The organism is Ochrovirga pacifica (assembly GCF_000220525.1).
GTDB lineage: Bacteria > Bacteroidota > Bacteroidia > Flavobacteriales > Flavobacteriaceae > Ochrovirga > Ochrovirga pacifica.
Genome location: NZ_AFPK01000013.1, coordinates 19,737 through 45,672 on the forward strand (window position 1 = coordinate 19,737; position 25,936 = coordinate 45,672).

Annotated in this window: 23 protein-coding genes and 1 pseudogene; 13 read left to right on the plus strand and 11 right to left on the minus strand. The window is 32.8% G+C overall.

The genetic code is table 11. The annotated features are described in order from the left end of the window. Positions 1-35: 35 nt before the first annotated feature. Positions 36-1,853, minus strand: coding sequence for a 30S ribosomal protein S1 (gene rpsA / locus FS85_RS0100970; RefSeq protein WP_010134078.1), 1,818 nt, complete (start codon positions 1,851-1,853; stop codon positions 36-38). A 298-nt stretch (positions 1,854-2,151) separates the two neighbouring features. Here rpsA and FS85_RS0100975 point away from each other — a divergent pair, with 298 nt between their 5' ends. Together FS85_RS0100975 and FS85_RS0100980 are read left to right on the plus strand one after the other, a co-directional pair. Further along, a complete protein-coding gene (locus FS85_RS0100975; protein WP_010134079.1) occupies positions 2,152-2,754 on the plus strand; it encodes a hypothetical protein in 603 nt (200 codons plus the stop codon). Positions 2,755-2,770: 16 nt separating this feature from the next. Further along, positions 2,771-3,418 carry a hypothetical protein gene (locus FS85_RS0100980; protein ID WP_010134081.1) on the plus strand — a complete coding sequence of 216 codons (648 nt, stop codon included), beginning with the start codon at positions 2,771-2,773 and terminating at the stop codon, positions 3,416-3,418. An 84-nt stretch (positions 3,419-3,502) separates the two neighbouring features. On the opposite strand, the gene FS85_RS0100985 is transcribed toward FS85_RS0100980, so the two are convergent. The 7 genes from FS85_RS0100985 to FS85_RS14900 all read right to left on the minus strand — a co-directional run bounded on the left by FS85_RS0100985 (position 3,503) and on the right by FS85_RS14900 (position 11,966). Next, positions 3,503-4,390 (minus strand): lysylphosphatidylglycerol synthase transmembrane domain-containing protein, encoded by an 888-nt coding sequence (locus tag FS85_RS0100985; RefSeq protein WP_010134082.1) that lies wholly within the window; start codon positions 4,388-4,390, stop codon positions 3,503-3,505. Further along, complete coding sequence (locus FS85_RS0100990) at positions 4,380-5,324, minus strand: glycosyltransferase family 2 protein (RefSeq protein ID WP_010134083.1); 945 nt, start codon at positions 5,322-5,324, stop codon at positions 4,380-4,382. The genes FS85_RS0100985 and FS85_RS0100990 overlap by 11 nt, the downstream gene beginning before the upstream one ends. A 102-nt stretch (positions 5,325-5,426) precedes the next feature. Beyond that, positions 5,427-7,088, minus strand: coding sequence for an ArnT family glycosyltransferase (locus FS85_RS0100995; protein WP_010134084.1), 1,662 nt, complete (start codon positions 7,086-7,088; stop codon positions 5,427-5,429). A 6-nt stretch (positions 7,089-7,094) separates the two neighbouring features. Continuing rightward, on the minus strand, positions 7,095-8,687 hold the full coding sequence (locus FS85_RS0101000) for an ArnT family glycosyltransferase (RefSeq protein ID WP_010134085.1): 1,593 nt from the start codon (positions 8,685-8,687) through the stop codon (positions 7,095-7,097). Position 8,688: 1 nt separating this feature from the next. After that, positions 8,689-9,354, minus strand: a complete 666-nt coding sequence (locus FS85_RS0101005; RefSeq protein WP_029489177.1) for a phosphatase PAP2 family protein — start codon at positions 9,352-9,354, stop codon at positions 8,689-8,691. Positions 9,355-9,411: 57 nt separating this feature from the next. Further along, positions 9,412-11,316 (minus strand): protein-disulfide reductase DsbD family protein, encoded by a 1,905-nt coding sequence (locus FS85_RS0101010; RefSeq protein WP_010134088.1) that lies wholly within the window; start codon positions 11,314-11,316, stop codon positions 9,412-9,414. A 50-nt stretch (positions 11,317-11,366) separates the two neighbouring features. Next, on the minus strand, positions 11,367-11,966 hold the full coding sequence (locus FS85_RS14900) for an NUDIX hydrolase (RefSeq protein ID WP_160162374.1): 600 nt from the start codon (positions 11,964-11,966) through the stop codon (positions 11,367-11,369). Between the two features lie 7 nt (positions 11,967-11,973). On the opposite strand from FS85_RS14900, the gene pyrE reads away from it, so the two are divergent. Together pyrE and FS85_RS0101025 are read left to right on the plus strand one after the other, a co-directional pair. Further along, positions 11,974-12,624, plus strand: a complete 651-nt coding sequence (gene pyrE / locus FS85_RS0101020) for an orotate phosphoribosyltransferase (protein WP_010134090.1) — start codon at positions 11,974-11,976, stop codon at positions 12,622-12,624. Between the two features lie 105 nt (positions 12,625-12,729). After that, positions 12,730-13,119 carry an orotate phosphoribosyltransferase gene (locus FS85_RS0101025; RefSeq protein ID WP_010134091.1) on the plus strand — a complete coding sequence of 130 codons (390 nt, stop codon included), beginning with the start codon at positions 12,730-12,732 and terminating at the stop codon, positions 13,117-13,119. Here the strand turns inward: FS85_RS0101025 and FS85_RS0101030 are convergent. Then, positions 13,116-13,856 carry a biotin--[acetyl-CoA-carboxylase] ligase gene (locus FS85_RS0101030; RefSeq protein ID WP_010134092.1) on the minus strand — a complete coding sequence of 247 codons (741 nt, stop codon included), beginning with the start codon at positions 13,854-13,856 and terminating at the stop codon, positions 13,116-13,118. The two genes, FS85_RS0101025 and FS85_RS0101030, sit on opposite strands and share 4 nt — an antisense overlap. Positions 13,857-13,933: 77 nt before the next feature. On the opposite strand from FS85_RS0101030, the gene rsfS reads away from it, so the two are divergent. From rsfS to FS85_RS0101065, 7 genes are read left to right on the plus strand one after another with little or no spacing between them, the layout of a single operon-like run. Beyond that, positions 13,934-14,299, plus strand: coding sequence for a ribosome silencing factor (rsfS, locus tag FS85_RS0101035; RefSeq protein ID WP_010134093.1), 366 nt, complete (start codon positions 13,934-13,936; stop codon positions 14,297-14,299). A 29-nt stretch (positions 14,300-14,328) separates the two neighbouring features. Then, positions 14,329-16,302, plus strand: coding sequence for an ATP-dependent zinc metalloprotease FtsH (ftsH, locus tag FS85_RS0101040; protein ID WP_010134095.1), 1,974 nt, complete (start codon positions 14,329-14,331; stop codon positions 16,300-16,302). Positions 16,303-16,324: 22 nt separating this feature from the next. Beyond that, positions 16,325-16,921 (plus strand): LUD domain-containing protein, encoded by a 597-nt coding sequence (locus tag FS85_RS0101045; protein ID WP_010134096.1) that lies wholly within the window; start codon positions 16,325-16,327, stop codon positions 16,919-16,921. A 9-nt stretch (positions 16,922-16,930) separates the two neighbouring features. Next, a complete protein-coding gene (locus FS85_RS0101050) occupies positions 16,931-17,755 on the plus strand; it encodes a phosphatidate cytidylyltransferase (protein WP_010134097.1) in 825 nt (274 codons plus the stop codon). 4 nt (positions 17,756-17,759) lie between these two features. After that, positions 17,760-18,413 (plus strand): phosphatidylserine decarboxylase family protein, encoded by a 654-nt coding sequence (locus FS85_RS0101055; protein ID WP_010134098.1) that lies wholly within the window; start codon positions 17,760-17,762, stop codon positions 18,411-18,413. Between the two features lie 13 nt (positions 18,414-18,426). Then, positions 18,427-18,702 (plus strand): acyl-CoA-binding protein, encoded by a 276-nt coding sequence (locus tag FS85_RS0101060; RefSeq protein ID WP_010134099.1) that lies wholly within the window; start codon positions 18,427-18,429, stop codon positions 18,700-18,702. 7 nt (positions 18,703-18,709) lie between these two features. Beyond that, the gene (locus FS85_RS0101065; protein WP_010134100.1) at positions 18,710-19,315 is read left to right on the plus strand and encodes a YceI family protein; all 606 of its coding nucleotides are present in this window, start codon (positions 18,710-18,712) and stop codon (positions 19,313-19,315) included. A 59-nt stretch (positions 19,316-19,374) separates the two neighbouring features. Here the strand turns inward: FS85_RS0101065 and FS85_RS0101070 are convergent, their stop codons facing one another. Then, a complete protein-coding gene (locus FS85_RS0101070) occupies positions 19,375-20,049 on the minus strand; it encodes a uracil-DNA glycosylase (protein WP_010134101.1) in 675 nt (224 codons plus the stop codon). Between the two features lie 98 nt (positions 20,050-20,147). Here FS85_RS0101070 and FS85_RS15915 point away from each other — a divergent pair. Together FS85_RS15915 and FS85_RS0101080 are read left to right on the plus strand one after the other, a co-directional pair. Beyond that, a pseudogene (locus FS85_RS15915) lies at positions 20,148-22,357 on the plus strand (endonuclease MutS2). Next, positions 22,357-25,182, plus strand: a complete 2,826-nt coding sequence (locus tag FS85_RS0101080) for a TolB-like translocation protein (RefSeq protein WP_010134106.1) — start codon at positions 22,357-22,359, stop codon at positions 25,180-25,182. The pseudogene FS85_RS15915 and the gene FS85_RS0101080 overlap by 1 nt, the downstream one beginning before the upstream one ends. Here FS85_RS0101080 and FS85_RS0101085 read toward each other — a convergent pair. After that, positions 25,179-25,934, minus strand: coding sequence for a LytR/AlgR family response regulator transcription factor (locus FS85_RS0101085; protein WP_010134107.1), 756 nt, complete (start codon positions 25,932-25,934; stop codon positions 25,179-25,181). The genes FS85_RS0101080 and FS85_RS0101085 overlap by 4 nt on opposite strands. Positions 25,935-25,936: the final 2 nt, after the last annotated feature.

Consider the following 25,936-nt stretch of genomic DNA (forward strand, 5'->3'; position numbering starts at 1 on the left):
AAAACAGCTTAATTTATCATAGGTTGCTAAGAGGATTAGTTCCCTTGCTCCATTTTTTTCTTTAAGTCAGCCAAACCAGCAATATCACCAAAAGTTGATTTGCTTTCTGTATTAGCTTCTGCTTTTTTAGCCTGAGCTTTTACGTTTTTAGCTTCAGCATCTTTAAAAGTAGCTGTATGAGAAGCAACGATTCTTCTAAATTCTTTAGAGAACTCAATTACTTTGAAAATTGCAGTTTCTCCTTTGTTAATTTTAGATCCATCTTCTTTTTCTAATAAACGAGATGGTACAAATGCTTCAACACCTTCTTCTAAATCAATAACAGCTCCTTTGTCATTTTTCTCTTTTACAGTTCCTTCGTGATCTGTATTTAATGCGTACTTAGTTTCGTATGCATCCCAAGGGTTTGTTTGAGTTTGCTTGTGTCCTAAGTTTAGTTTTCTGTTTTCAACATCTAACTCTAACACCTGTACATCTAATTTATCTCCTACAGAAACAAAGTCAGATGGATGTTTGATTTTCTTAGTCCAAGACAAGTCAGAAATGTATACCAATCCGTCAATACCTTCTTCTAATTCTACAAACACACCAAAGTTAGTGTAGTTACGTACAACTCCGTTGTGAGTAGAACCGATTGGATATTTGGTTGTGATATCTGCCCATGGATCTGGGTGTAATTGCTTGATACCTAAAGACATTTTACGCTCTTCTCTATCTAAAGTTAAAACTTGAGCTTCAACCTCGTCACCAATCTTAACAAAATCTTGCGCAGAACGTAAGTGTGTAGACCAAGACATTTCAGAAACGTGAATCAATCCTTCAACTCCTTCAGCAACTTCGATAAACGCACCGTAATCAGCTAAAACAACTACTTTACCTTTTACTTTATCTCCAACAGATAGGTTAGCATCTAATGCATCCCATGGGTGTTGAGACAATTGTTTTAATCCTAATTGAATTCTTGTTTTCTTATCATCAAAGTCTAAGATTACAACGTTCAATTTTTGATCTAATTCTAATACTTCAGATGGGTGGTTAATTCTAGACCAAGATAAGTCAGTAATGTGAATCAATCCATCAACACCTCCTAAATCAACAAATACTCCGTAAGAAGTAACGTTTTTCACAACTCCTTCTAATACTTGTCCTTTTTCTAAACCAGAAATAATTTCTTTTTTCTGAACTTCGATATCAGCTTCAATCAACGCTTTGTGAGATACTACAACGTTCTTAAACTCGTGGTTGATTTTAACAACTTTGAATTCCATCGTTTTATCTACGTACTGATCGTAGTCTCTAATTGGTTTTACATCAATTTGAGAACCTGGTAAGAATGCTTCAATTCCAAAAACATCTACAATCATACCTCCTCTAGTTCTACACTTAACGTATCCGTTAACTACTTCACCAGACTCTTGAGCAGCAATTACTCTATCCCAAGCTTTGATTACTCTTGCTTTTTTGTGAGATAATACCAACTGTCCTGAACTGTCTTCTCTTCTATCAACCAATACCTCTACTTTATCTCCTACAGCTAAGTTAGGGTTGTAACGGAATTCGTTTAATGAGATAACTCCTTCAGACTTAGAGTTGATATCTATAATCGCATCACGATCGGTGATACGTACCACAGTTCCTTCAATAACATCACGCTCGTTTACAAAACCAACAGTACCTTCTAATGCTGCATCGAACTCTTTTAATTGGTTCTCATCAACTTCATCAATACCTTGCTCGTACTTGTGCCAGTTAAAGTTTGCTAAAAATTCTTGTGGATTTACTTCTACAACCTCTGGAGTTGCTTGTGCTGCTTGCTCAGTAGCTTCAGCAGCTTGTTTATTTTCTTCAGACATCTGTCGAAAATTAATTTGTATTTGATTGATTGTCAGTTTTTAAAGCGAGTAACAACAATCAAAGATGTTATAAAAAAAATGTTTTCTTTCCTTTTTTCTACCTAGCTCGCTAAAAAGGACTGCAAATATACAATTTATTTTTTAAGTAAACACTCAGGATATCAGTTTCTTAGAATATTCCTTTTTTTGTTTTTTACGCAACCTTTTTAAACAAAAAACATCTAGTAAAAAGAAACAAATACTAACAAAAAGCACTTTATTTTTACACACGTTAAAAACTACAACTAAACAAAAAACTATGAAAAAACACAAAACATTTTTTTTGCTCTTTATTTTTTCCTTTCCTGTTTTGGCTCAAAAAAATGAAGTGGAGTTAACTGTTACAAAAAAAAATGAAATTAGAATTTCGACATTGGTAAACACAGGAGGACCTCATTATGCTATTGAGTATGAAAGATCAATAACTCCTAATATTGGTTTGGGGTTATTTGCTAAAAAAAATTATTTAAGTGTTCAAATTAATGATGATTTTGAATTAGAAAAATTTGGATTTGGAATAAAGTCTAGATTTTACTTAAACCCTTATCACGTTCCTGCTTTTCTTGACGGATATCATAAAAAAGAGACTTTGGTTAGAGTGTTTGCAGAAGCTTTTGTAGAATATGTTAAAGGCGAGCGGTATAAAACAGAAAGAAAACGTAGCAACAACGACATTTATGTTCTTACGCGAGACGTTCGAAACTTTAATACTGCTTCTTTAAATGTAGGGTTGGGAGCCAAATATCTTTTCTACAAAAAAATCATTTTACAGTTAAATGCTGGACTTAGTAAATACCTTCCTGAATACAGAGACTTGAACTTTGGAGGCTATTTAACCATTTCTACTGGTTTTATTTTTTAAATACTTTAACAACACCATGAAAAAACTATTATCTTTTTTACCTATCATCATCCTATTAAGCTGTTCTTATGATGATGACAATGTATTTGCTCCCAAGCAAGGAACCGACTTTAATAAAGACATCTCAAATAAGACAAATTTTTACTTCTCTACTCCTGTAGAAATAAAAGTTTTAGACAATGAATACATTGGTAACAACCTAGATTTTAAAGTAGGAGATACATTAAAACTAGAATTGAAATTACGTTCTATATTTCAAGAAAATGCAACAGATTTTTACGATTTATACCAAAGTACGCAATCAGAAGAGTTCGTTTTTAAGTTTAACATTTATGATTATTCTATTCAAAAAACAATAGACCTTGCTTTGTTAGAGAAAAATCCTGAGATTAACTCAATGTCTGATATTGAAATTAGAACTCACCCCGTTTACAAATACTTATTTATTAGAAACAACGAAGTAAAAGCGACTTACAACTCTGATACAAAAGAATATATTAGTAAAATTGGAATTGTCCTTTCAGAAAAAGATACCATCAGTAATAATTACATCAGTATTTCACCCAACATAACCAATTATTCAAGCCCTAATAACATCTATGTTTTTGTCCCAATTATTTCTGTTTTTGATGATGTTAGCAAACAAATACGTATAACAGATTGATTGAAATACGCAAAAAAATCAATAAAAAGCATACAATTCAAAATCATTTTTGAAAGTCATTCTTGTATGTTCTAATCAACTCAATCAATGATCTACCAAACGTAGCGTTGCTTTTTTAATTAAAAACCAAACTCCAATTATAGAAATTAGCGCGGTTAAAAACGTGAACAATAACCCTATGGCTACAGAAATATCTTTATCATACTGCAAAAAGTCTGCTGCTTGGTAGAACACAAATTCCCTAACCCCTATTCCTGCAAAAGACACAATAGATAATACAACAGAAATTAAGAACACTAACAAGTAAGAAAACAAATCTTGCAACACCTGAAAATTGGCTACCAAACAAGCCACAGAAGCCAATTGCAATAACTGAATTACCAAAGAATATCCTAAGGTTTTAAAAAATACTGTTTTGAAAGAACCAAAAAGTTTCTGAATAAAAACAAAAGCAATTAATGGAACAAAACTAATCAATACAACCCCTAAACCATACAACACCAAGTAAGATTCAAACCAACCCAAATTTTGCACAAAAGGAATCATTAATAACACCAACAACATTCCAATAGCAGTAAGCCCCGAAAATCGATCGACAAAAGCTGCCGCTGAGAGTTTTTTTACTTTCCAACCAAATTCTTTGTTCAGCAAGTAAATTTTATAAGCATCTCCTCCTATACCTCCAGGAATAAAAAAATTGTAGAACATTCCTACCAGATATAAAATATGATTGCTTTTATGAGATAGTTTATAACCTAAAGTATGAAAAAAGACATTCAATCTGTAAGAAGATACAACTTGAGAAAGCAATAAAAAAACACCACTTAACACCAATAACCCCATATTGCTCTCTTTTATGTTCTTTAAAACTTCTAAGAAATCAATTTTGGTTACTACAAAGTAAAACAGGAGTACGCTGACTCCTATTTTTAAAGCAGTTATGGCTGTTTTTTTTATTGATTTAGCTTTCAAAAGTAGTTACTTTTCTTAAGTTATATGGACGTTTCTTTTGAGACTCGTAATACGTTTTCATCAATAAGTCTATGATGATTCCTACGGTAAAAAACTGAATTCCCATAACTACTAATAATACTCCTAAAATTAATAAAGGTCTTCCCCAAATATCTTCTCCCATTAACTTAAGCACTAATAAATAAAAATTGATAAGCATACCAACACCCGCAAAGGTCAATCCAATATTACCAAACAAATAAATGGGTTTTTGCAAGTATTTTCTTTGAAACAAAATCAATAACAAATCATTAATTACTTTAAAGGTTCTCCCCAACCCGTACTTAGAAACACCAAATTGACGTGCGTGATGTTTTACTGGCATTTCAGAAATACGAGCTCCGTTCATAAAGGTTACCAGCGATATAAAACGGTGCATTTCTCCGTACAAATTCAAACCTTTTGCTGTTTCTGCTGTAAAAATTTTAATTGCACATCCGTGATCTGTTATATGTAAGCCTGTTGTTTTTCTGATGATGAAATTAGCAATTTTAGAAGGCAAAGTTCTCACAAAGCTATCCTGTCTTTTTTGGCGGATTCCTGTGATCATATCCAAATCTTCAGCTATCAACTTATCTAACATCGCTGGTAAATCAGACGGATCGTTTTGCAAATCTCCATCCATTGTAATGATGTAATCGCCTTTGGCTACATCAATACCTGCTGCGATGGCAGAACTTTGACCGTAGTTTTTTCGCAACTCAACCAAGACTACTTTGGAGTGTTTTAATTCTTTTATTTCTTTTCGGGTATTGTCCGTAGAACAATCGTCTATATAAATAATTTCATATTGATATCCTATTAAGCCTTCGTCAATTTTTTGGGTTAACAGAGTTACATTTCCTTCTTCATTATATACAGGAACTACAATAGACAACAAACTTGATTTACTCATTCTATTTTATTTTCGGTGGCACAAACTTACTGATAATCGTAGAATTTTTGATTGCTCTTGCCAGATTATCTTATTTTGTTTCTATGTACCCTTCTCTATTTCTTATTTTACAATCAAATACCTCTTACTCAATTTCTCTGATCTAGTCTTAGGATTCAAAAATTTAAGTTTTAACATGGTAATTCTGTAATGATCCAACGGATAAATTTTAGACCAAGAAACACCTGCTGCTTTTAGCTGCTTGTATCCTTTTTCATTTACATACATCCATTGGCCTGGTTGTAATTTATCCGCAACTCGGTCTACCGCCAACGTAGGCAATATATTCCCTGCATAAAAATTTAACGACCAACACCACTGCCCTTCTTGCAAATACAAATTATGGGCAGGTACTTTATGTTCTTTTATGATTTTAGATGCTGGAATTCCTGATTGGTATTGTAATAGATTGGGATAAAACTGTGTGTTCATCACAAAATTGATAATCGCCATTCCTGCCACACTACACACTAATAAAGTTCTTACGGAATTTTTAATTTCAGCCTTAAAAAACAAGAATACTGCCACCAAGAATAGAACTAAGATTCCTAGAACAAGTACAAGATTATCTAAAGGAAAGGTCCAAAACGACACAAAAAATACAAGGGCGATGAGCACAAGCATTAACCCCACCTGAAAGCGTTTCCAATACAAAGCAAGACGTTCTTTTTTTTCCAATCGAACCAACTGTCCAGCAACTAAAACGGCCATTAAAGGAAATAAGCTATTTAGATAATGTGGCAACTTAAATTTAGAGGTACTAATTACTAACAAAACCAATAAAACCCCTAAAGAACTTATTAGTTCAAACCCTTTATTTTTTTTAAATCTGTACTGGATTGCATTTTTTATTTGAACAAAAAACCCATAGTATACCAATACTGCCCATGGCAAAAAAGCCCATAAAAGTGTATGAAAAAAAAACAAATAATCTTGATTATTGGCCTTGTGACCAGTAGCGTTAAGACGGTTAAAACTTTGATCCCACAAAATAAATTTAACCCCAGAAACATGTGTTTGACCTTTGATTACTTTTTCTGGATGCAAATCAAACTGTATATAATAAGCATATAAAACGGGGGATATAAAAATAGCATAAGCCATCAAGCCAACTAGCAACTTATACGAAAACACGTGCTTCCATTTACGCTGATAAATAACATGTACCAACAACACAACTCCGCATACAAAAACAGCCAATTGTCCTTTGGTTCCAAAACCAATAGCTGTACCTAAAAAACCTAATAGTAAAGCAGACCATTTGCCCGAATCTAAATACATTACAAAATAACAAATAGCCAACATGGTGGCTCCAGTTAATACAGCATCGGTACGCACATCGTGGTTAGAAAGAATTACGGCCTGAGCTGACAAAAAAACCAATGCTGCAATATGTTTAGCCCTGTTGCCATAAAAATAAACTGCTAGTTTGTTAGCACTAAAAGCACCAATAATTGTAAAGAGCAAAGCAGGAATACGATAAGCCCAATCGTGCAAACCAAATAGCTTAAAAGATAAAGCTGCTAACCAAAAATGCACCTGAGGTTTGTCTAAATAATCCGAAGTACCTTTGTAAATATTCCAAAAATCATTTTCTACATACATACGCATGGCCATGGTAGCATGCTGAGCAGAATCGTTTTCCATCAACGGAATAAACAAACCTGCACCATATACCATAATAAGCAAAAAATACAAGCCCCATACATCTACTTTATTCAACATCTATTTTTATTTTTTTGACTTTTGATACACTCTTGTGGTATGGTTTTCGAACAAACTTTTTTGCTGAAAGACTAAGGAGTATACTTCTAGTTTTTTTAAATCTTCTTTTTTTCGTGTTTTGGTCATCACCACTCCTTCTGGATAGCGTTCAAAAAAAGCATCTATTTCTTCTAACGTATTTACGACCTTATAAGTTCTATCAAAATTGATAGGGAAAGCAGCATCAAATCTTTTAAAAACCACCACTTGCTTTTGGGTGCCAACTTTATTTTTGTAAACCTCTACAGGTGTCCCTTTGGTTAAAATAGGGAAAGCAACTCCAAACAACATCAAGCTTAACAAAGCAAAAGTACTCACTAAGGTCTTAAAACTTTTATTAACTTGTTTACGGATAAATTGACGATAAGCCCAAATAACCCCAAGCGGTACAAAAGCAATCAACAAGCCTACCCACCCCTTATTTCCTAATTGTTTTTCCAAATCTAAGCCAATATATCCTGCAATAGGTAGTGCAATTGAAATGACCATTAAACTAATCCACTCTATTTTAAAAGCCTTTAAATTTCCTTCTAAATATTTAGGTTTTAATTCTGTATAAAAATACCAAGCTAACAATACTGCAATCATAGGATAACAAGGCATGGTGTAGTTTGGTAATTTGGTTGATGATATTGCAAAAAAACCAATAAAAACAAATACGGTTAGTCCTCCGTAAAAAACAAAGGCATTTTGTTTTTTTTGTTTCAACGAATGTATCAGAGCTCTAAATAACCAAAAAGAAAAAGGAAACATTCCTAAAATAACAAAACCTATAGTGATGAGAAAAATACCTCCATGACCTTCCATTTTATTTTGAAAACGATCTAAATTGTGCTTAAAGAAAAAACCATCTGTAAACACACCATCTGTTGCAATATGAGCCATATAAAACCATGGAGCACTTAGCAACAACGCCAATAAAATTCCTGGAATGAAACGGAAGTCTAAAATAGTTTTTACAGACAAATCTTTGGTTAATAATAAATGAATTAGAGCAATTAAACTCGGCAGAACCAAAGCAATAGGTCCTTTTGTTAACATCCCAAAACCTACTGAAAAGTAAAGCAACCAAAGGATTTTTTTTTCTCTTGAAATAAAAAAATCAATGTAACAAAAAAAAGTTAAACTCACCCAAAAAATTAAATAAGGATCAGGCACTGCCAAATGAAACTCTTGTACAAAATAAAAAGAAGCTATTAAAATCCAAAAAGTGATTTGAGCAATGCTTTTTCCTAAGTGCTTTTTTGTGAAAATATACGTTGACAAAAATGTCATTCCACCAAAAACCGCAGAAAAAAAACGAGCTCCAAAAGCATTTACACCAAAAAGTTTATACCCCAGCATCATTAAAAAGTAATGAAAAGGAGGTTTGTCTGTTCGGATAACATTGTTGAATGTTGGTTTAAAATATTGACCATATATCCACATCTCTCTTGCAGCCTCGCTGTTCTTAGCCTCATCTAAAATGTAAATAATAGAACTACCTATACCAAAAGCACAGATAAAAAAACCACACAAAAACACCCACAAATAAGTGTATTTAGAATTAAAAATCTTCATGTTAATTCTTTTTATTCTTTACAGAAAAAATTCTTCTAGAGTACCATTTCTTTTCGGTATTAAATACTAAGTAATAAGCAATAGCAGTGGTAACAATCCCTACAATGGCTCCGGTAAAAACATCAACAAAAAAGTGTTGTACCAAATACATACGAGACATACCCACAAAAGCAGCGAAAATAGCAATAGCAACAGAAGCAGAAATTTTATTAAGTTTTAGAGCAAAGAAACTTGCCATGCAAAATGCATAAGCTGTATGACCTGACGGGAAAGAACGTCTTTTATTGATTTTTACTCCCTCTACAAAATCAATCTGATCTAAAATCCCTTGAGACTCAAATAACAAATAAGGACGTGGCATGTAACTAAAAAATACATTTTTGGCGACAATAATTACCAAAGACTCTAAAGCAAAAGCCAATACAAAAAAGTAAAGATACTTAAGCTGATATCGCCACAAAACTAAGGCTAAGAAAAAAAACACACTCAAAGCATTCCCAATACTACTTAGTTTGGTAAATACTATGTTCCAAACAGGGCTATGCATTTTATTAAAAATTAGCACTACTTCTCCTTTGGGAAAACTTAAAAAATAAACACCTAAAAGCAGCACTCCTAAAAATGGCCAAAGTGCATGATACCTAAGGAATAGTTGGTTTTGTTTCATGCGGGTAAAATTAAAATTTCTCACTCAAAACTACGTAGGTTTTTGTGTAAAATAATTTTAATTGTTAGCAATTCCTTCTTTTAACCATTTTAAATAAGTAGATACATGAGGCGTGTAACCTATTGGTTTTGATAAATCTTCTCCACGGCTATTTAACAACACATAATAGGGTTGTGAATTGGTTTTATAGCGTAGTTCTTGAAAGTGAGCCCACTTTTGTCCTTTGTAACGATAGGCTTTGCCTGTTAAAGGAGAAATTTCTTGTTCATCAAAGGCTTGTCTATCGTCTACATGAAGTGAAATTAACACTACCTCATTTTGCAAAATGGACAATACTTTAGGATCTGACCAAACATTTTGCTCCATTTTTCTGCAGTTAACACAAGCATATCCTGTAAAATCTAACAAAATAGGTTTGTTTACTTTTTTGGCATAAGCCAAACCCTGTTCATAATCTTTGAAAGTAACAATATGATAAGGTTCAAAGAAATGTGCCCCTTTAGGTAAATTTACAGAACTGCTTTTATTATCATTTATGTTCGAAAAGTTCGTTGATATAATTTTCTCACTATAATCTAACGGAGGCACAAAAGCTCCTACCAATTTTACTGGAGCTCCAAACAAACCTGGTAACAAATACAAAACAAACACAAAAGAAGTAGTTGCTAATAACAATCTAAAAACAGTCAATTGTTCTACTGGTTGATAGTCGTGAGATAGTCTAAACTTCCCTAATAAATACAAGCCTAACAACAAGAATAACACCATCCAAATAGCTATAAATAGCTCGCGTTCTAACCAATGTGCTTGCAAAACCAAATCAGCATTAGATAAAAACTTAAAAGCCAAAGCCAATTCTAAAAAACCTAAAGTAACCTTTACCGTGTTAAGCCAGCCTCCAGATTTAGGAAGGGAATTTAACCAGCCTGGAAAAATAGCAAACAAAGTAAAAGGCAAAGCTATAGCCAGCGAAAAACCCAACATAGACACAACAGGACCAATTCCCCCTTGAGATGCAGACTGCACCAACGCAGTACCTACAATAGGCCCAGTACATGAAAATGAAACTACAGCCAAAGCTAGTGCCATAAAAAAGATTCCTACAAAACCTCCTTTATCCGCTTTCTCATCCAATTTAGTTCCCCAAGAGCTTGGCAGCACCAACTCGTAGGCTCCTAAAAAAGCAAAAGCAAAAACTATCAAAATAGCAAAAAATACCAAATTAAACACCACACTTGTAGAGAGCTGATTTAAAGCACTAGAGCCAAAAACAGCAACAACAGCAGTACCCAACAATACGTATATTATCACAATAGACACCCCGTAAATCAATGCATTTTTAATTCCCAAAGCCCTGTTTTTACTCTGTTTGGTAAAAAAGCTAACCGTCATAGGAATCATCGGAAAAACACAGGGAGTTACCAACGCTGTTAAACCTGCTAAAAAACTTAACGCAAACAAGGTCCAATAACTTTTTTGCGTTTCAGTGCTTTTTATGATCTCTGAAGACTCTATATTAGAAAAACTATACACCAATTGCACCTCGTTTGGTGGCAAACACATTTCATCATTACACACCATAAATTCTACAGAAGCTTTTAAAGAATCTATATTTTTTGTTAACTCAATTTTTTGCTTAAAAACAGCAGAATCACTAAAATACTTTAATCGCATACCAAAATTAGGATCGTCTACTTCTATTCCTTCTTCTTCATTCGTTTCTCCTACAAGCTGTATTGTATTAGGGTAATGAAATGTAGTAGGAATAGGACCATTTTTTGGCAAATGCTGGCTGTATAAATGCCATCCTTTTTGAATAGTAGCTGTTGTTATCAAAACCAACTCTCCTTTATTACTTTTTGCTACAGAAGTAGACCAAGTAACAGGATTGTGAATTTGACCAAAAGAATTTAGTGATATTAACAAAAAACAAACTCTAAATAATAGTAAACGAATCTTCATATACTCTGTAAATTTATCTTTAAGACGATTTTTTTTTAGTTGATTACATCCTACATCAAAACATTTGCCAATAACAATTGAATATTCTTATAAGACATTTGCATGCTTTTTTTAGATTCTTCTAAAGACTTAAAGACTACTTTTGTGATTCCTTCTTCTATTTGAGGAGTCATTTTTTGTTCTTTCAAGTCTGTCCCCATCAAAAACCAGTATGTTATTTTTAATATATTCTTGTCTTTTAACTGAAAAACATGATAGGTCGTTTCCAATTCTTCTTTAATATATAGTTCTTTAGCACCACATTCTTCTTCTACCTCTCTGATTGCAGCTATTTCTTTAGTCTCTTCATTTTCAATATGTCCCTTGGGCAAATCCCAAACATTGTTTCTAAAAATCCACAACATTTCTTCATTACTATTTACAACAACACCCCCTGCTGCTTTTCTTACTTCAAAATTTTGAATAAATCTATGCCAGTCATTGCTAAGATTTTCACAAATAACCTGTATTTTTGTCTCGTGAGAGCTTTTGAGTTCAGACAAAAAAAATTGTAAATCGAGAGTTGAAAATTTTTCAGTTTGATAACCCATCCAAGGCGTGTTATCATTTGTTAATTCAATTAGATTCTCATCGAAAAAAACTTTATACATTTGCATTATGATTTTTGACAAAGATACGGCAAATAACACCGCAGAACAGCTTTTGAGAATAAAAGCTATTAAACTACAACCCAACGATCCTTTTACATGGGCATCGGGTTGGAAGTCTCCTATTTATTGTGACAATAGGATTACACTATCCTTTCCTACTGTTAGAAATTTTCTAAGAACCAATATGGCCAAAGTCATCGAAGAAAAATTTGGCAAACCTGATGTAATCGCAGGAGTAGCCACAGGTGCTATAGCCATTGGGGTTTTGGTTGCACAAGAATTAGGAATCCCTTTTGTTTACGTTAGACCAAAGCCAAAAGAGCACGGAAGACAAAACCAAATAGAAGGTCACTTAGAAAAAGGATCCAATGTGGTGGTGGTTGAAGACTTAATTAGTACAGGAAAAAGTAGTTTGCAAGCTGTAGAAGCATTAAAAGCCGAAGATGTAAATATTAAAGGGATGATGGCTATTTTTACCTATGGTTTTCCTTTGGCAACAAAAAATTTTAAAGAAGCAAATATTAGCTTGGCAACGTTAAGTGATTATCAAACCCTGCTAGAACAAGCAGAAAAAGACAATTACATTACTTCTAAAGAATTAGCACTAATACAAACTTGGAGAAAAAATCCTGAAATCTGGACACCAGAAGAGTATTAACTCCCTGTAACACAAAATAAAACAAATACAAAAACCCTCGATATTTATTGCTTTAAATAAATTTGAGGGTTTTTGCTATCTTTGACCTTTCTTAAAACTGAACCCATGAAACTTGAAACCAAAACAATTGAAATTAATAAGTCCAAAGAAGAACTGTACAGTCTTTTTACTGAGCTTAAAAATTTTGAACAAATTATGCCAAGTAACAAAGAGAAATTTACAATAGACGGTGATTCTTTTATTCTTGGTTTGTACGGAATTCCTGAAATAAGAATGATTATTAAAGAAAAGCAACCTTATGATAAAATTGTATTAAGTGCTGCTTCTAGTAAATTAGACTTTAATCTAACCTTACTTTTTAATGAAGTTGATGTCAATACAACCCAAGCTCAACTACTATTTGAAGGAAATTTTAATCCTATGGTTAGCATGATGGTTAAAACACCACTAACCAACTTTATCAACGAACTAAGCAGCAATTTGCAAAAAATCTAAAGGAACGTTATTTCTTTTACATCAAACTCGTATTGTTTCTCGTCTTCTTTTTCTACAACCAACTTTCCAAGACGAGAAACATCCACTATCATCCCCATAAATACACTCCCCTTTACATCTCTAAATACCGAAGGTATACCCAACCTGTACAAATATCCTAAATACTCTTCTTTTATTTCTTGATGGTATTTTGTGATATAAGACACAGTCATAACTTCTTTAAGACTATGTATAAGCTCTGTAAGAATTTCATCCCTATCAAAAGTAGTTTTTTCAATAAGAGCCATAGAACTCGCTTTGGATAAATAATCAGGAAAAATTTGTTGGTTTACATTAAGCCCAAGTCCAATAAAACAAGTTCCTAGCTTATGACTTTTGATAGTATTCTCTACCAAAATACCTGCAATTTTTTTTTGGTATGACATTATGTCGTTAGGCCACTTTATAGCTATTTTATTTTCTAGACTTAAAAAAGAAGCAACGACTTTTCTTATTGTGGTTGCTACCAAAAAATTTACCACGGGCAACATAGACAAGTCAAGTCTTTGCAAATCAACACAAACGGTACAAAGTAAATTTTGATTTGGACTAGAAAACCATGTTGTATTTTGCTGCCCTTTTCCCTGCGTTTGGTGGTTGGCCACCACCGTTGTAAAGTTTTCAATTTTGCCATTTTTTGCCAAATCTTTCAGAAAACGATTGGTAGAGTCAATGGCATCAAGTTTGATTATATTCACAAATAAATTATAATTATATTCGTATGCGTTATCTCTTAAAAAAGAGATAACTTTGTTGCAAAGCTAAAGATTTTTTAATGTCAAAAAAACACGTAAGTGCTGATGTATTAATCAGTACAATTTTAAAAGGAATTGATGAGGTAAAAGGTGAACATATTCAGTTATTAGATTTACGTGAAATCGATAACACTATTTGCGATTATTTTATCATTTGCTCTGGTACCTCTAACACACACGTTAATGCAATTTCTGGTTCTGTTCAAAAAATTGTAGGAAAAGAAGCCAAAGAAAAAGCTTATCATGTAGAAGGTGAAGCTGAAGCCAATTGGATTTTAATTGATTATGTAAACATCGTAGTTCATGTGTTTCAAAAACCAGTAAGAGAACTTTACGATATTGAAGGATTATGGGGGGATGCTAAGATTACAACAATTTCATCATAACCCTACTAAAAGTACAAACAGATTAAAGAATGAAAAACGAGAACAAAAACCAGCCAAAGAGCAATGGCATGAAACCTAAATTTAATGCTTATTGGATTTATGCTCTTATTATTGCTGTGATTATATCATTTAATGTATTTGATAGTTCTGCTAGCAATACAGATGTAACTAAAAATAAATTTGAAGAGCTGTTAAGAGCCAATAGCATCAAAAAAATTGTTATAGTTAACAACGATTATGCAGATATTCATTTAACCGAAGAAGCTCAAAAAGAGTTTTTACCTAAAGGATCTCAGGATGCCCTTCCTTGGTTACCAGGTCGTGCTACACTAACATACAACTTTGGTAGTTTAGAAAACTTTGAAAACAACATCAATCAAAGTAAAGAAAAATACAATCTAAATTTTGATTTAAAAAACGAAAACAGGACCAATATTATGGACTCCTTAATCGGATTTTTACCCTTTGTTATCATCCTAGCTTTGTGGATTTTCTTTATGAGAAGAATGTCTGGTGGAGCATCTGGAGGAGGTGCAGGTGGTCAAATTTTTAGCATTGGTAAATCCAAAGCAAAACTGTTTGATGAAAATCAAAAAATAAAAATTTCTTTTAAAGATGTTGCCGGATTAGAAGGAGCTAAAGAAGAAGTACAAGAAATTGTAGACTTTTTAAAAAGCCCACAAAAATATACTTCTTTGGGAGGTAAAATACCTAAAGGGGCTTTATTGGTAGGACCTCCAGGAACAGGAAAAACCTTGTTAGCAAAAGCAGTAGCTGGAGAAGCAGGTGTTCCTTTCTTCTCTTTATCTGGATCGGACTTTGTAGAAATGTTTGTAGGAGTAGGAGCCTCTAGAGTACGTGATTTATTTAAGCAAGCAGCTCAAAAATCACCATCTATCATTTTTATTGATGAGATTGATGCCATCGGTCGTGCCCGTGGAAAAAACAACATGACAGGTGGAAATGATGAAAGAGAAAACACCCTAAACCAGTTATTAACCGAAATGGACGGTTTTGGTACAGACACCAATGTAATTGTACTTGCGGCTACTAACCGTGCAGATGTATTAGATAAAGCTTTGATGCGTGCTGGTAGATTTGACAGACAGATTTATGTAGATTTACCTGATTTAAATGAACGTAATGCTATTTTTAATGTGCATTTAAAACCTTTGAAATTATCTAACGATGTTAAGATAGATTTTTTAGCACAGCAAACACCAGGTTTTTCTGGAGCTGACATCGCCAATCTTTGTAACGAAGCTGCATTAATGGCTGCTAGAAAAGGAAAGCAAGAGATAGAAAACCAAGACTTTTTAGATTCTGTTGATAGAATTGTTGGAGGATTGGAAAAGAAAAATAAAATTATTTCTGACAAAGAAAAGAAAACTATTGCTTTTCATGAAGCTGGGCACGCAACAGCAAGTTGGATGTTAGAACATGCTGCTCCGCTTGTAAAAGTAACCATTGTGCCTAGGGGACAGTCTTTAGGAGCTGCTTGGTATCTGCCTGAAGAAAGAATGATTGTTCAAACAGAGCAGATGTTAGACGAAATGTGTGCTGCTTTAGCTGGTCGTGCTGCAGAAAAAATTATTTTCGATAAAATTTCTACAGGAGCATTAAGCGATTTAGAAAAAGTAACCAAACAGGCTAGAGCTATGGTAAGTATTTATGGTTTGAGTGATAAAATAGGAAATTTAACCTATTACGACTCTACTGGACAAGAATACTTTAACAAACCTTATAGTGAATCTACTGCCAAATTGATTGATGAAGAAATAAGTAGTATTGTAGAAAATCAATACCAAAGAGCCATAACTATTCTTACAGAAAACAAAGAAAAGTTAACTGAGTTGGCCGAAAGACTTTTGGAGAAAGAAGTTATTTTTAAAGATGATTTGATAAAAATCTTTGGAAAAAGACCTTTTGAAGATTCGCTATCAGAAAAATTACAAGATAAGCTTACAGAAAAGGAAAATAATTCTGAAGCAACTGAAGCATAAACTGTAGACGTTAACTATTTGAATGAATTTTTTTAAAAAACTTTTTAAATCTTCAAATAACACCACATCATCTAAAGAAGAAAAAGCAGAGCAACCTGCCAAACATACTTCTTTAGATGATTTGTTTGTTCATCACTTTATTCATAAAGAAGGTAAGTTTTTATATTGTCTATCTACTCAAGAAGCCTTAGAAACCTTAAAAAACATCTTGCAAGAAAACCAATGGAATAGCCTCACCACTATTCAAAAAAACTTGATGGAAATCTGTCAGCAAAACGCTATTTTTGTTGAAAACCTTAATACAAACACTACATTTTTTACTACTTGCGAACACCTTTTAGCAGATTCAGGAAACATTTTACTGTCTTCCAATCAACTAGGAGAAATGAAGCTAAGCCAATTGAATGAAAATTTTATTGTATGGGCTTACACAAGTCAAATTGTAAAAGATATGAGAGAAGGGTTAACAGGTATTAAAACCAACAACAAAGGAAAAATACCTACAAATATTTGTGATATTAGAAATTACACTATTAACCAATCAAAGGAAAATAATTTTATGGATTACGGAATTTCTAATAGTAAAAATTTGTACTTAATTCTTGTTGAAGATTTATAATTATTAACCATGTTACAAAGAGCTTTATCAGGAATTATTTTTATTAGCTTGCTTATAGCTGCTATACTTTATAGTTCGCTAACGTTTCACCTGTTATTTTTTATTTTTTGTCTTTTAGCAGTGTACGAGTTTCAGAAAATGGCAAAAATCTCCTCTCCTCTACTCTATGCATTGGCTAGTGTCTATTTTTTATTTTCGGAAGGAACATTGTATTTGGTACAAGGGAAATCTGCTTTTTTAGAATTTTACATTCAAAAATACCAACACAGTGCCCAGTATTTTATTTTGTTTAGTTTCTTTTTGATTAGTCTATTTTCTAAAGACATCAAAAAACCTTTTAAATATTTGGGTAAAATTTTTATTACCTATATATATGCTATTTTGCCTTTTACCATTATTACTGCTATTCCATATATAAACGAAACTCACAGCTATGATGGGCAAATTATCTTGGGTTGTTTGATTTTAATTTGGTCTACCGACACCTTTGCTTACTTAACAGGAAAAGCCTTTGGTAAAAGAAAATTATTTAAACGAATATCTCCTAAAAAAACCATTGAAGGTTCTATTGGTGGAGTAGTTATGACTTTGCTAATTGCTTATATTTTATCACTAAACTTTACACAACACAACCTATGGGCATGGCTAGGCCTTAGTTTGGTTGTAAGTGTTATGGGAAGTATTGGAGACCTTATTGAATCTATGTTTAAAAGAGCTGTTAAAATTAAGGATTCTGGAAATATTATCCCTGGTCATGGGGGTATTTTGGATCGTTTTGATAGCTTAATATACGCATCACCATTTATCTATTATTATTTACATTTAATGTACTAAAATTATGTTTCACAAAGAAGGAAAACTAATCATTACTGTTACACTTATTCTGGCTATTATTGCTATAGACATGTCTTATTTTTTATTACAAGACTATGCTTGGTTACAATATTTAATTTACGCTATAGCCTTATTTTTTGTTGTAATTATTCTTCAATTTTTTAGAAATCCAAAAAGGAAAACAAACAGTTCTGATCAGCACATAGTTGCTCCAGTAGATGGAAAAGTAGTAGTAATAGAAGAAGTTTACGAACCTGAGTATTTTAAAGATAAAAGATTACAGGTCTCTATTTTTATGAGTCCGCTAAATGTACACGTTACTCGTTATGCTTTAAGCGGATTGGTAAAATTTAGCAAATACCATCCTGGTAAGTTTTTGGTTGCATGGCACCCAAAAGCTTCGGAAGAAAACGAAAGAACTACAGTAGTAATAGAAAACAAACAAATAGGAGAAGTTTTGTATCGTCAAATTGCTGGTGCTTTGGCCAAAAGAATTGTAAACTATGCTACAGAAGGAGAGCAAGTAATACAGGGAACCGATGCTGGATTTATTAAATTTGGTTCTCGTGTTGACCTCTTTCTTCCTTTAGATGCTAAAATAAATGTATCTTTAAATCAGAAAGTAAAAGGGGCAGAAGATGTAATTGCTACTTTATAAAATACACTATTTTATGACTAAGGACGAATTACTTAAAGAACGTTTTAAAAAAGCCGTACAAATAGCATTAGACATGGAACCCTTACCACCTGATGTAATGCTAGAATTTTATGCTTACTATAAACAAGCCACTAAAGGTGATAATTTTAGTTTTAATGCCAATTTAGATACGGACGTAAGAAACACCTTTAAATTTAATGCTTGGATGCAATTAAGAGGTATTTCTCCGCAAAAAGCTCAAAAAGAATATATCAAATTAGTAGAAAAATACACCAATCAAAAAATTTAATTACCATATGAAAAAATTAGCCATTACATTATTAGCTGTTTTATCTCTAACCGCATGTAATCAAAAAAAGAAAGAAAATACATCTACAGCACCTAAAGAAAATACCGTACAACTAAATGCCGAAACTGTAATTGTAAACTGGACAGGATACAAGTTTACTAACAAAACAGGAGTTAAAGGTCAGTTTCAAAAAATAAATGTTAGCAATAATAAGGCTGCTGAAACTAAAAAAGAGGCTTTAAACGGAGTTGAGTTTTCAATTCCTGTGAGTAGCATTTTTAGCAACAATGGAGTTAGAGATGCCAAATTAAAATCGTTGTTTTTTGGAGTTATGGATCATACAGAATTGTTGTCTGGTAAAGTTACATCTGTTTCTGAAAATGGTGGCGTGATTGCTTTAACAATGAATAATGAAACACATGATTTGCCATTTACATTAACATCTCAAGGTGCAACTTCTTATTTAACAGCAACTGTAGACGTTAATACCTGGAATGCCCAAAAGGCTTTAGCATCTATACACAAAGCATGTGAAATGTTGCATACTGGTGAAGACGGTGTAAGTAAAACATGGAACACTGTAGATTTGGATGTAGTTCTAAACTTCAACTAAAACCAAACAAGATATTAAAAAAACAGCCTAATGGGCTGTTTTTTTTTTTGCTCTATTCTTTAAGAAATACTCCAATCAATTTCTGGAATTCCTTTAGATTTTAAGTAAGTATTTGTTTTGCTAAAATGTCTGTTTCCAAACCAATAGCCTCTACTTGCACTTGCAGGTGATGGATGGCCGCTTGTAAAAATTTTATGTTTGTCTGTGTCTATTCTTGCTCCTTTTTTTCTAGCAAAACCTCCCCATAACAAAAAAACTAAATTATCTTTCTCTTCAGACAAAACATCAATTACAGTATTGGTAAACTGTTCCCATCCTTTTTTTTGATGTGATCCTTCCTCTTTAGCTCTAACCGTTAAGGTGGCGTTTAACAACAAAACTCCTTGTTTGGCCCAAGGTGACAAATTTCCAGAAACAGGATATTTTACCTTTAAATCCATTGTTAGTTCATCAAAAATATTTCTGAGAGATTTGGGGTGCTGTACTCCATCATTAACAGAAAAACACAACCCATTGGCTTGATTTTCTTCATGATAAGGGTCCTGACCAATAATTACTACTTTTGTATCTTCTAAAGAACAAGCATTAAAAGCCTCAAATATTTGTTCTTTTTTAGGGTAGCATATATGCTCTTCGTATTCCCTATCAACAAATTCTTTTAACTGCTTAAAATACTCTTTTTCAAACTCTTCCTCTAAATAAGGTTTCCATTTGGGGGCTATCGTAAAATTCATGTGGGGTCTTTTTTTCTCAGAAAATCAATAGTTCTTTTAGCCCTATAGATTTTCTAAGTATTTTTGCAACAACTTTTATAACAAAAGTAATCTTTTAAATGGGAATTATCACAAAAAAAACTCTAGAAGACTTAGAATTTAAAGAAGTCTTAAAATCAATCGCCACAAACTGCCAATCTGAAAAAGGAAAAGAAATGGTGGAAAATTTGTTTCCTTTTTCTAACAAACCTGATCTAGAAAATGCTTTAAATCAAGTACATGAATACCAAGGAGCATTGGTGGCAGAAAACAGAATTCCCAATCATTATTTTGATGATATAGAAAAGGAAATAAAACTGCTACGTATAGAAAACAGCAAGCTTTTGCCCGAAGCTTTTTTAAAAATCGCCAATCTCTCTAACACTGCTAATGAGCTTCTTTTGTATTTTCAGAAATTTAGAGACTACTATCCTACACTGAGCTTACTTGCAGAACCTGTTGAATACACCAAGACTATTGTTGATGAAATTTTTAAAATTATTACCAACTATGGTGAAGTACACAACAAAGCATCGGAGTTATTGAATCAGATAAGAAAAAGATTAACAGAGGTTCGAAGTCAGATTAGCAGTTCGTTTAATAGCGAATTGGCCAAGTACAACAAAGCTGGGTTTTTAGATGATATTAGAGAGTCTATTATAGAAAATCAACCTGTTTTGGCTGTCCAAGCTTTGCACAGAAGAAAAGTAAAAGGAAGTATTTTAGGAACTTCTAAAACAGGAAGCATTGTTTTTATTGCTCCACAAAGCACGCTAAACTACCACAGGCAGTTGCAAGAACTTTTGTTAGAAGAAAAACAAGAAATTGATCGTATTCTACGAATTTTAACCAATGCCATCCGACCATTTACTCCTTTAATCAATCAATACCTACATTTATTGATTGTCTTAGATGTAATTAAAGCAAAAGCTCAATATGCTAAAGAAATTAATGGAGTTAAACCTGATTTTTCTAGCTCGCAAGAAATTGATTACAAAGAAGCTTATCATCCTATTTTATTAGAAAAAAATAAAGCCCAGAATTTAGAGGTTGTTCCACAGTCACTTTCGCTAAGCAAAGAGCAACAAATTATTGTTATTTCTGGTCCCAATGCAGGAGGAAAAAGTATTACGTTAAAAACTATTGGACTGTTACAAGTTATGATTCAGAGTGGAATTTTAATTCCAGTACATGAAACTAGTAAAACGCATTTTTTTGATCATATTTTAACAGATATTGGAGACAATCAATCTATAGAAAACCAATTAAGCACCTATAGCTATCGATTAAAAAACATGCGTGGCTTTTTAAAAAAATGTACTGAAAACACCTTATTTTTAATTGATGAGTTTGGAACAGGATCCGATCCTGAATTGGGTGGGGCTTTGGCAGAAATATTTTTAGAAGAGTTTTACCACAGAGGAGCCTTTGGGGTTATTACTACGCACTACACCAACTTAAAAGTTTTGGCAGATGAGCTAGACCACGTTGTAAATGCTAACATGGCTTTTGATAGCAAAACTTTAGAACCTTTGTTTACATTGCTTATAGGACAACCCGGAAGTTCTTTTACGTTTGAAGTTGCTCAGAAAAACGGAATTCCTTTTAGCCTGATTAATAGGGCAAAAAAGAAAATAGACAAGTCTAAGGTTCGTTTTGATAAAACCATATCTAAATTGCAGCAAGAACGCACCAATTTGCAACGCAATACACAGCAAATGGAGCAGCACAGCTCTAAAGCAAAAGAACATGCAGATTTGCTTGCAGAAAAGGAAGCTAAAATTCAAGAAAAACTAGAAAGTTTTCAGACTTTATACGATAAAAATCAGCGTACTTTAAGCATAGGAAGAAAAGTTAATGAATTGTTAAACAAATACTTTCAGACCAATAACAAAAAAGAATTTAGATTTGAATTTGACAAATGGGTGTTGATAGAAAAAACAAAATACGATCAAGCACATCCAAAAGTAAAAAAACAAAACCTCAAAAAATAAGAGAAAAAAAAGAAAAAATTAAAGAGGAAAAAGCCATTCAGCAAACCGAAAAAGAAGTATTGCAAAAGGTCGAATCGGTTAGAGAAGAAAAGAAAAAAGAAGAAAAAATAGCACAACAAAAAAAAGACAGTTATATCTTTAAAGTGGGAGATAAAGTTCGACTAAAGGACGGTAGAGCAAATGGAACAATTGAAAAGATTGATAAGAAAAAAATAATTATTGACTACGGTATGTTTACCACCGCTACCACACTAGACAAAATAGAGCTAGTGGTAGCTGCCAAAAGAAAAAAATAATGAAAAAAATTGTTACTGTACTATGTTTATTACTAAGTTGTTTTGTGTTTGCCCAACAACAGCACGAGCCCCAAAGTTGGTTTAAAATGTACAGTGACTATGTTAACGTTATTTACAAAAAAGGACAAGAACAAGAGGCTATAAAAATTAGCAATACCATTAATTACATTCAAAAAAACAACAAAGGTTCTATGGGGCTTTACGACTCCATTCCGGTTGATGTTGTTCTAAGGTCTAAAACAGTTGAATCTAACGGTTTTGTGACAGTAAGCCCTTTTAGAAGCGAGTTTTTTAACGTTGCTCCTACAACATTCAGCTCATTAGGTACAACAGATTGGATTAGTACTTTGGCCATACACGAATACAGACACGTACAACAATTTTTAAATCATAAAGCAGGGGCAACCAAAGTATTGTACTACTTATTTGGAGAATCAGGCTGGGGATTGGGAAGTGTACTAGCAGTACCCAATTGGTATTTTGAAGGAGATGCCGTAATTATGGAAACTGCTTTGACCCAGAGCGGACGTGGTCGTTTGCCTAAATTTACTGCCTTACAAAGGGCTTTGTACAAAGACAAACGCTATTACTCTTACCAGAAAATTAGGAATGGATCTTTTACGGATTTGGTTCCTAATCATTATGTAACAGGATATCAAATGCTAAATTACTTTCGCAACCACTACAATGCTGCTAAGCTAGACAACATTGCAAAAAAAGCAGCTTCTTTTCAGTTTCCTTTTTATCCTTTTAGTTATCAACTTAAAAAAGAAACGGGCTTATCTACCACGGATTTGTATGAGAAATCTGCTGAAGAAAATTCTAAAATATGGAAAAACCAACGAAATCAACTTAATGTTTTAGAGTATCCATCTATCACTAAAAACACCAAAAAAGTTTCTCTATACAATTTTCCTCAACTAATGGAAAATGGTCAGTTTGTGGCCTTAAAAAACGAGCTAGATGCTGTAGAACGTTTTGTAAGCATTTTTAATGACGGAACGGAAAGTGTGGTAACGAATAATGTTATCAACATAGATCCTTATTTTCAATACCAAAATCAGCAATTGTTGTTTACAGGAGTTTCGTACCATCCTAGATACAATTACAGTAGCTACAATGATATTTTTGTGTACGATTTGAAACATAAAAAACGAAAAAAAATTACTCATAAAAAGCGTTATTTTTCTCCTCATTTTAATGCTGACAATTCTTTGATAGCAGCCATAAAAACTAATGAAGGAAACTATGAATTGGTAATTTTAGACACTCAAGGGAATGAGTTAACTGCTTTTGCATTAAGCGGAGTTTTAAGTAGACCAAAGTTTGTGAACAACAGTACGGTGGTGTATTTAAAACAAGAACATCACAAGTTGGCTATTTTTAAATTCAACCTAAAAAACCAACAAGAAACTGCTTTAACTGTGTGGACTTCTCATATAATGGATGATTTGTTTGCAACTACAAATCATGTTTATTTTTCTGCATCCTTTGATGGAATTGACAATATTTACCGAGTTTCAACCCATGGGAATCAACAAATAGAACAACTTACAAAAGCTACGATAGGGGCATATCAACCTTTTGTAAAAAAACAACAATTGTATTTTATAGAAACCATAGCTACAGGTACCAAAATTTCTACAACTCCCATTGCTACACCTGATACCCTACAAATTACAGAACCTACTGTAATGGATTTTAACAATAAAAAAACAGTTTCTTTTGAAAATGGATCTATTTTAGAAAAGGTTTCCAACAAAATGTATCCTTCAAAAAAGTACACCTCGTCTTTTCAAGACCTAAAATTTCACGATTGGTTCTACACCATTTCTGAAGAAAAAGTTGGAGCTACTGTAAATGCTACTACTTTACTAAACGATATTAGTTTAACGGCAGGTACTGATATTTTTTTAAATGAAAACAACTCTTACGAGTTAAAATTTGCTGCTGCTTATCAAAAATGGTGGCCTGAGCTAAGTGTATCGGCCGAATACCAACATAGAGAATTTGAAGGAAGCCTTCAGGATGCAAACAATACTAGTTTTGATGGTGTTTATGAATTTCACAGTATTAATATAGCTCCAAGTATTGGGCTGCCCTTATCGCAAATTAATGGCAACTATAACAACCAAGCGTATTTAGGATTGGCTTATGAACTAAACAGTAGAACAGGAACAACATTTACTGAAGAAAATACAGGTGAAAAACTAGATCTTGAGTCTATTGATCTAAACTTTTATAAAATTCAGTTTGCAGCTTCTAGTCTTAGAAGAAAATCCAAACAGAACATCAATACACGTGCAGGTTTTTCTACCTCAATTCGCTACAATCAAGGATTTCAAAATTCTTTAAAAGCCTTTAATAATTTTTATTTTTCTACAATCAATCGCTTGTATGTTCCTGGAATTTCACGTAGCCATAATGCTTATATTTCTTTTGCTTATCAAAAAAATGGCATTCAGCAAGAAGATACTTTTAGGTATGCTCGAGGTTTTAAAACTAGCTTAGCTAAGGAAGCTTATTTAACTTCCTTTAACTATCAAATGCCTTTGTTGTATCCTGATTTTGGCTTATGGGGCATTACTTATTTTAAGCGTATAAGAGCCAATCTTTTTGCAGATATAAGCACTTTGAATCTCAACAATTTTAAAACCCATCAAAATGCTGTAGGGCTTGAAATTATTTTTGACAATACTTTTTTAAACATTCCCGAAGCATTGATAGGAATTGGGTTTAGAAGTAGTTTTTTATTAACCAACGATTATCAAACCTTAGACAAACCTGTGGTTGGGAGTTTCTTTTTATCTACTACTTTGTTTTAATCAATCCAGTCTTTAAACTTTTTTACTTTTTCTCTGCTAACAATAATATCTTCTTGTTGGTAATTGTTTAAAATAACTTGTAACCTGCTATTGGTATACGACACCATATCTTTTATTGCATTAATATGCACATAAAAAGTACGATTTACTCTAAAAAAATCATCTGGATTTAACTTGCTTTCTATGCTTTCTAAAGTTTCATCAATTAAATAACTACGTTTGCTATCTGTATAAAGATAAGTTCCTTTGTTTTCACTATACACACATTCAATTTCATTGGTAGTTATCATTTTTAAGTGTTGTCCTATTTTTACGGTAAACCTTGTTTTGTATGTTTGGTCCAAAGGATTCACCAACATTTTTCTTAGTTGATGTACATCTAACGGAAAATGAGCTTGAACCGGATGTCTTTGTTTAAATTTTTGAATGGCTACTTCTAACTCATCACTATCAATAGGTTTTAACAAATAATCAATACTGTTTTGTTTAAACGCTCGTAAAGCATATTCGTCATAAGCTGTTGTAAAAATAATTGCACTAGCTAAATCTAGATGCTCAAAAATTTCAAAACTTAATCCATCAGACAGCTGTATATCTAACATTATCAAGTCTGGATGTGCGTTAGTGCTAAGCCACTCTAAAGATTCTGCAACAGAATGCAGCTGTTTTTCTACCAAAATATCTAACTCATTTAACATACGCTCTAACCTTCTTGCTGATGGTTTTTCGTCTTCTATAATAATAACTCTCATAT

Excerpts from the sequence above, each read along its gene's own strand:
- rpsA (WP_010134078.1), bottom strand. The coding sequence starts at position 1,853 with ATGTCTGAAGAAAATAAACAAGCTGCTGAAGCTACTGAGCAAGCAGCA.
- FS85_RS0100975 (WP_010134079.1), top strand. The coding sequence starts at position 2,152 with ATGAAAAAACACAAAACATTTTTTTTGCTCTTTATTTTTTCCTTTCCT.
- FS85_RS0100980 (WP_010134081.1), top strand. The coding sequence starts at position 2,771 with ATGAAAAAACTATTATCTTTTTTACCTATCATCATCCTATTAAGCTGT.
- FS85_RS0100990 (WP_010134083.1), bottom strand. The coding sequence starts at position 5,324 with ATGAGTAAATCAAGTTTGTTGTCTATTGTAGTTCCTGTATATAATGAA.
- FS85_RS0100995 (WP_010134084.1), bottom strand. The coding sequence starts at position 7,088 with ATGTTGAATAAAGTAGATGTATGGGGCTTGTATTTTTTGCTTATTATG.
- FS85_RS0101000 (WP_010134085.1), bottom strand. The coding sequence starts at position 8,687 with ATGAAGATTTTTAATTCTAAATACACTTATTTGTGGGTGTTTTTGTGT.
- FS85_RS0101005 (WP_029489177.1), bottom strand. The coding sequence starts at position 9,354 with ATGAAACAAAACCAACTATTCCTTAGGTATCATGCACTTTGGCCATTT.
- FS85_RS0101010 (WP_010134088.1), bottom strand. The coding sequence starts at position 11,316 with ATGAAGATTCGTTTACTATTATTTAGAGTTTGTTTTTTGTTAATATCA.
- FS85_RS14900 (WP_160162374.1), bottom strand. The coding sequence starts at position 11,966 with ATGTATAAAGTTTTTTTCGATGAGAATCTAATTGAATTAACAAATGAT.
- pyrE (WP_010134090.1), top strand. The coding sequence starts at position 11,974 with ATGATTTTTGACAAAGATACGGCAAATAACACCGCAGAACAGCTTTTG.
- FS85_RS0101025 (WP_010134091.1), top strand. The coding sequence starts at position 12,730 with ATGAAACTTGAAACCAAAACAATTGAAATTAATAAGTCCAAAGAAGAA.
- rsfS (WP_010134093.1), top strand. The coding sequence starts at position 13,934 with ATGTCAAAAAAACACGTAAGTGCTGATGTATTAATCAGTACAATTTTA.
- ftsH (WP_010134095.1), top strand. The coding sequence starts at position 14,329 with ATGAAAAACGAGAACAAAAACCAGCCAAAGAGCAATGGCATGAAACCT.
- FS85_RS0101045 (WP_010134096.1), top strand. The coding sequence starts at position 16,325 with ATGAATTTTTTTAAAAAACTTTTTAAATCTTCAAATAACACCACATCA.
- FS85_RS0101050 (WP_010134097.1), top strand. The coding sequence starts at position 16,931 with ATGTTACAAAGAGCTTTATCAGGAATTATTTTTATTAGCTTGCTTATA.
- FS85_RS0101055 (WP_010134098.1), top strand. The coding sequence starts at position 17,760 with ATGTTTCACAAAGAAGGAAAACTAATCATTACTGTTACACTTATTCTG.
- FS85_RS0101060 (WP_010134099.1), top strand. The coding sequence starts at position 18,427 with ATGACTAAGGACGAATTACTTAAAGAACGTTTTAAAAAAGCCGTACAA.
- FS85_RS0101065 (WP_010134100.1), top strand. The coding sequence starts at position 18,710 with ATGAAAAAATTAGCCATTACATTATTAGCTGTTTTATCTCTAACCGCA.
- FS85_RS0101070 (WP_010134101.1), bottom strand. The coding sequence starts at position 20,049 with ATGAATTTTACGATAGCCCCCAAATGGAAACCTTATTTAGAGGAAGAG.
- FS85_RS0101080 (WP_010134106.1), top strand. The coding sequence starts at position 22,357 with ATGAAAAAAATTGTTACTGTACTATGTTTATTACTAAGTTGTTTTGTG.
- FS85_RS0101085 (WP_010134107.1), bottom strand. The coding sequence starts at position 25,934 with ATGAGAGTTATTATTATAGAAGACGAAAAACCATCAGCAAGAAGGTTA.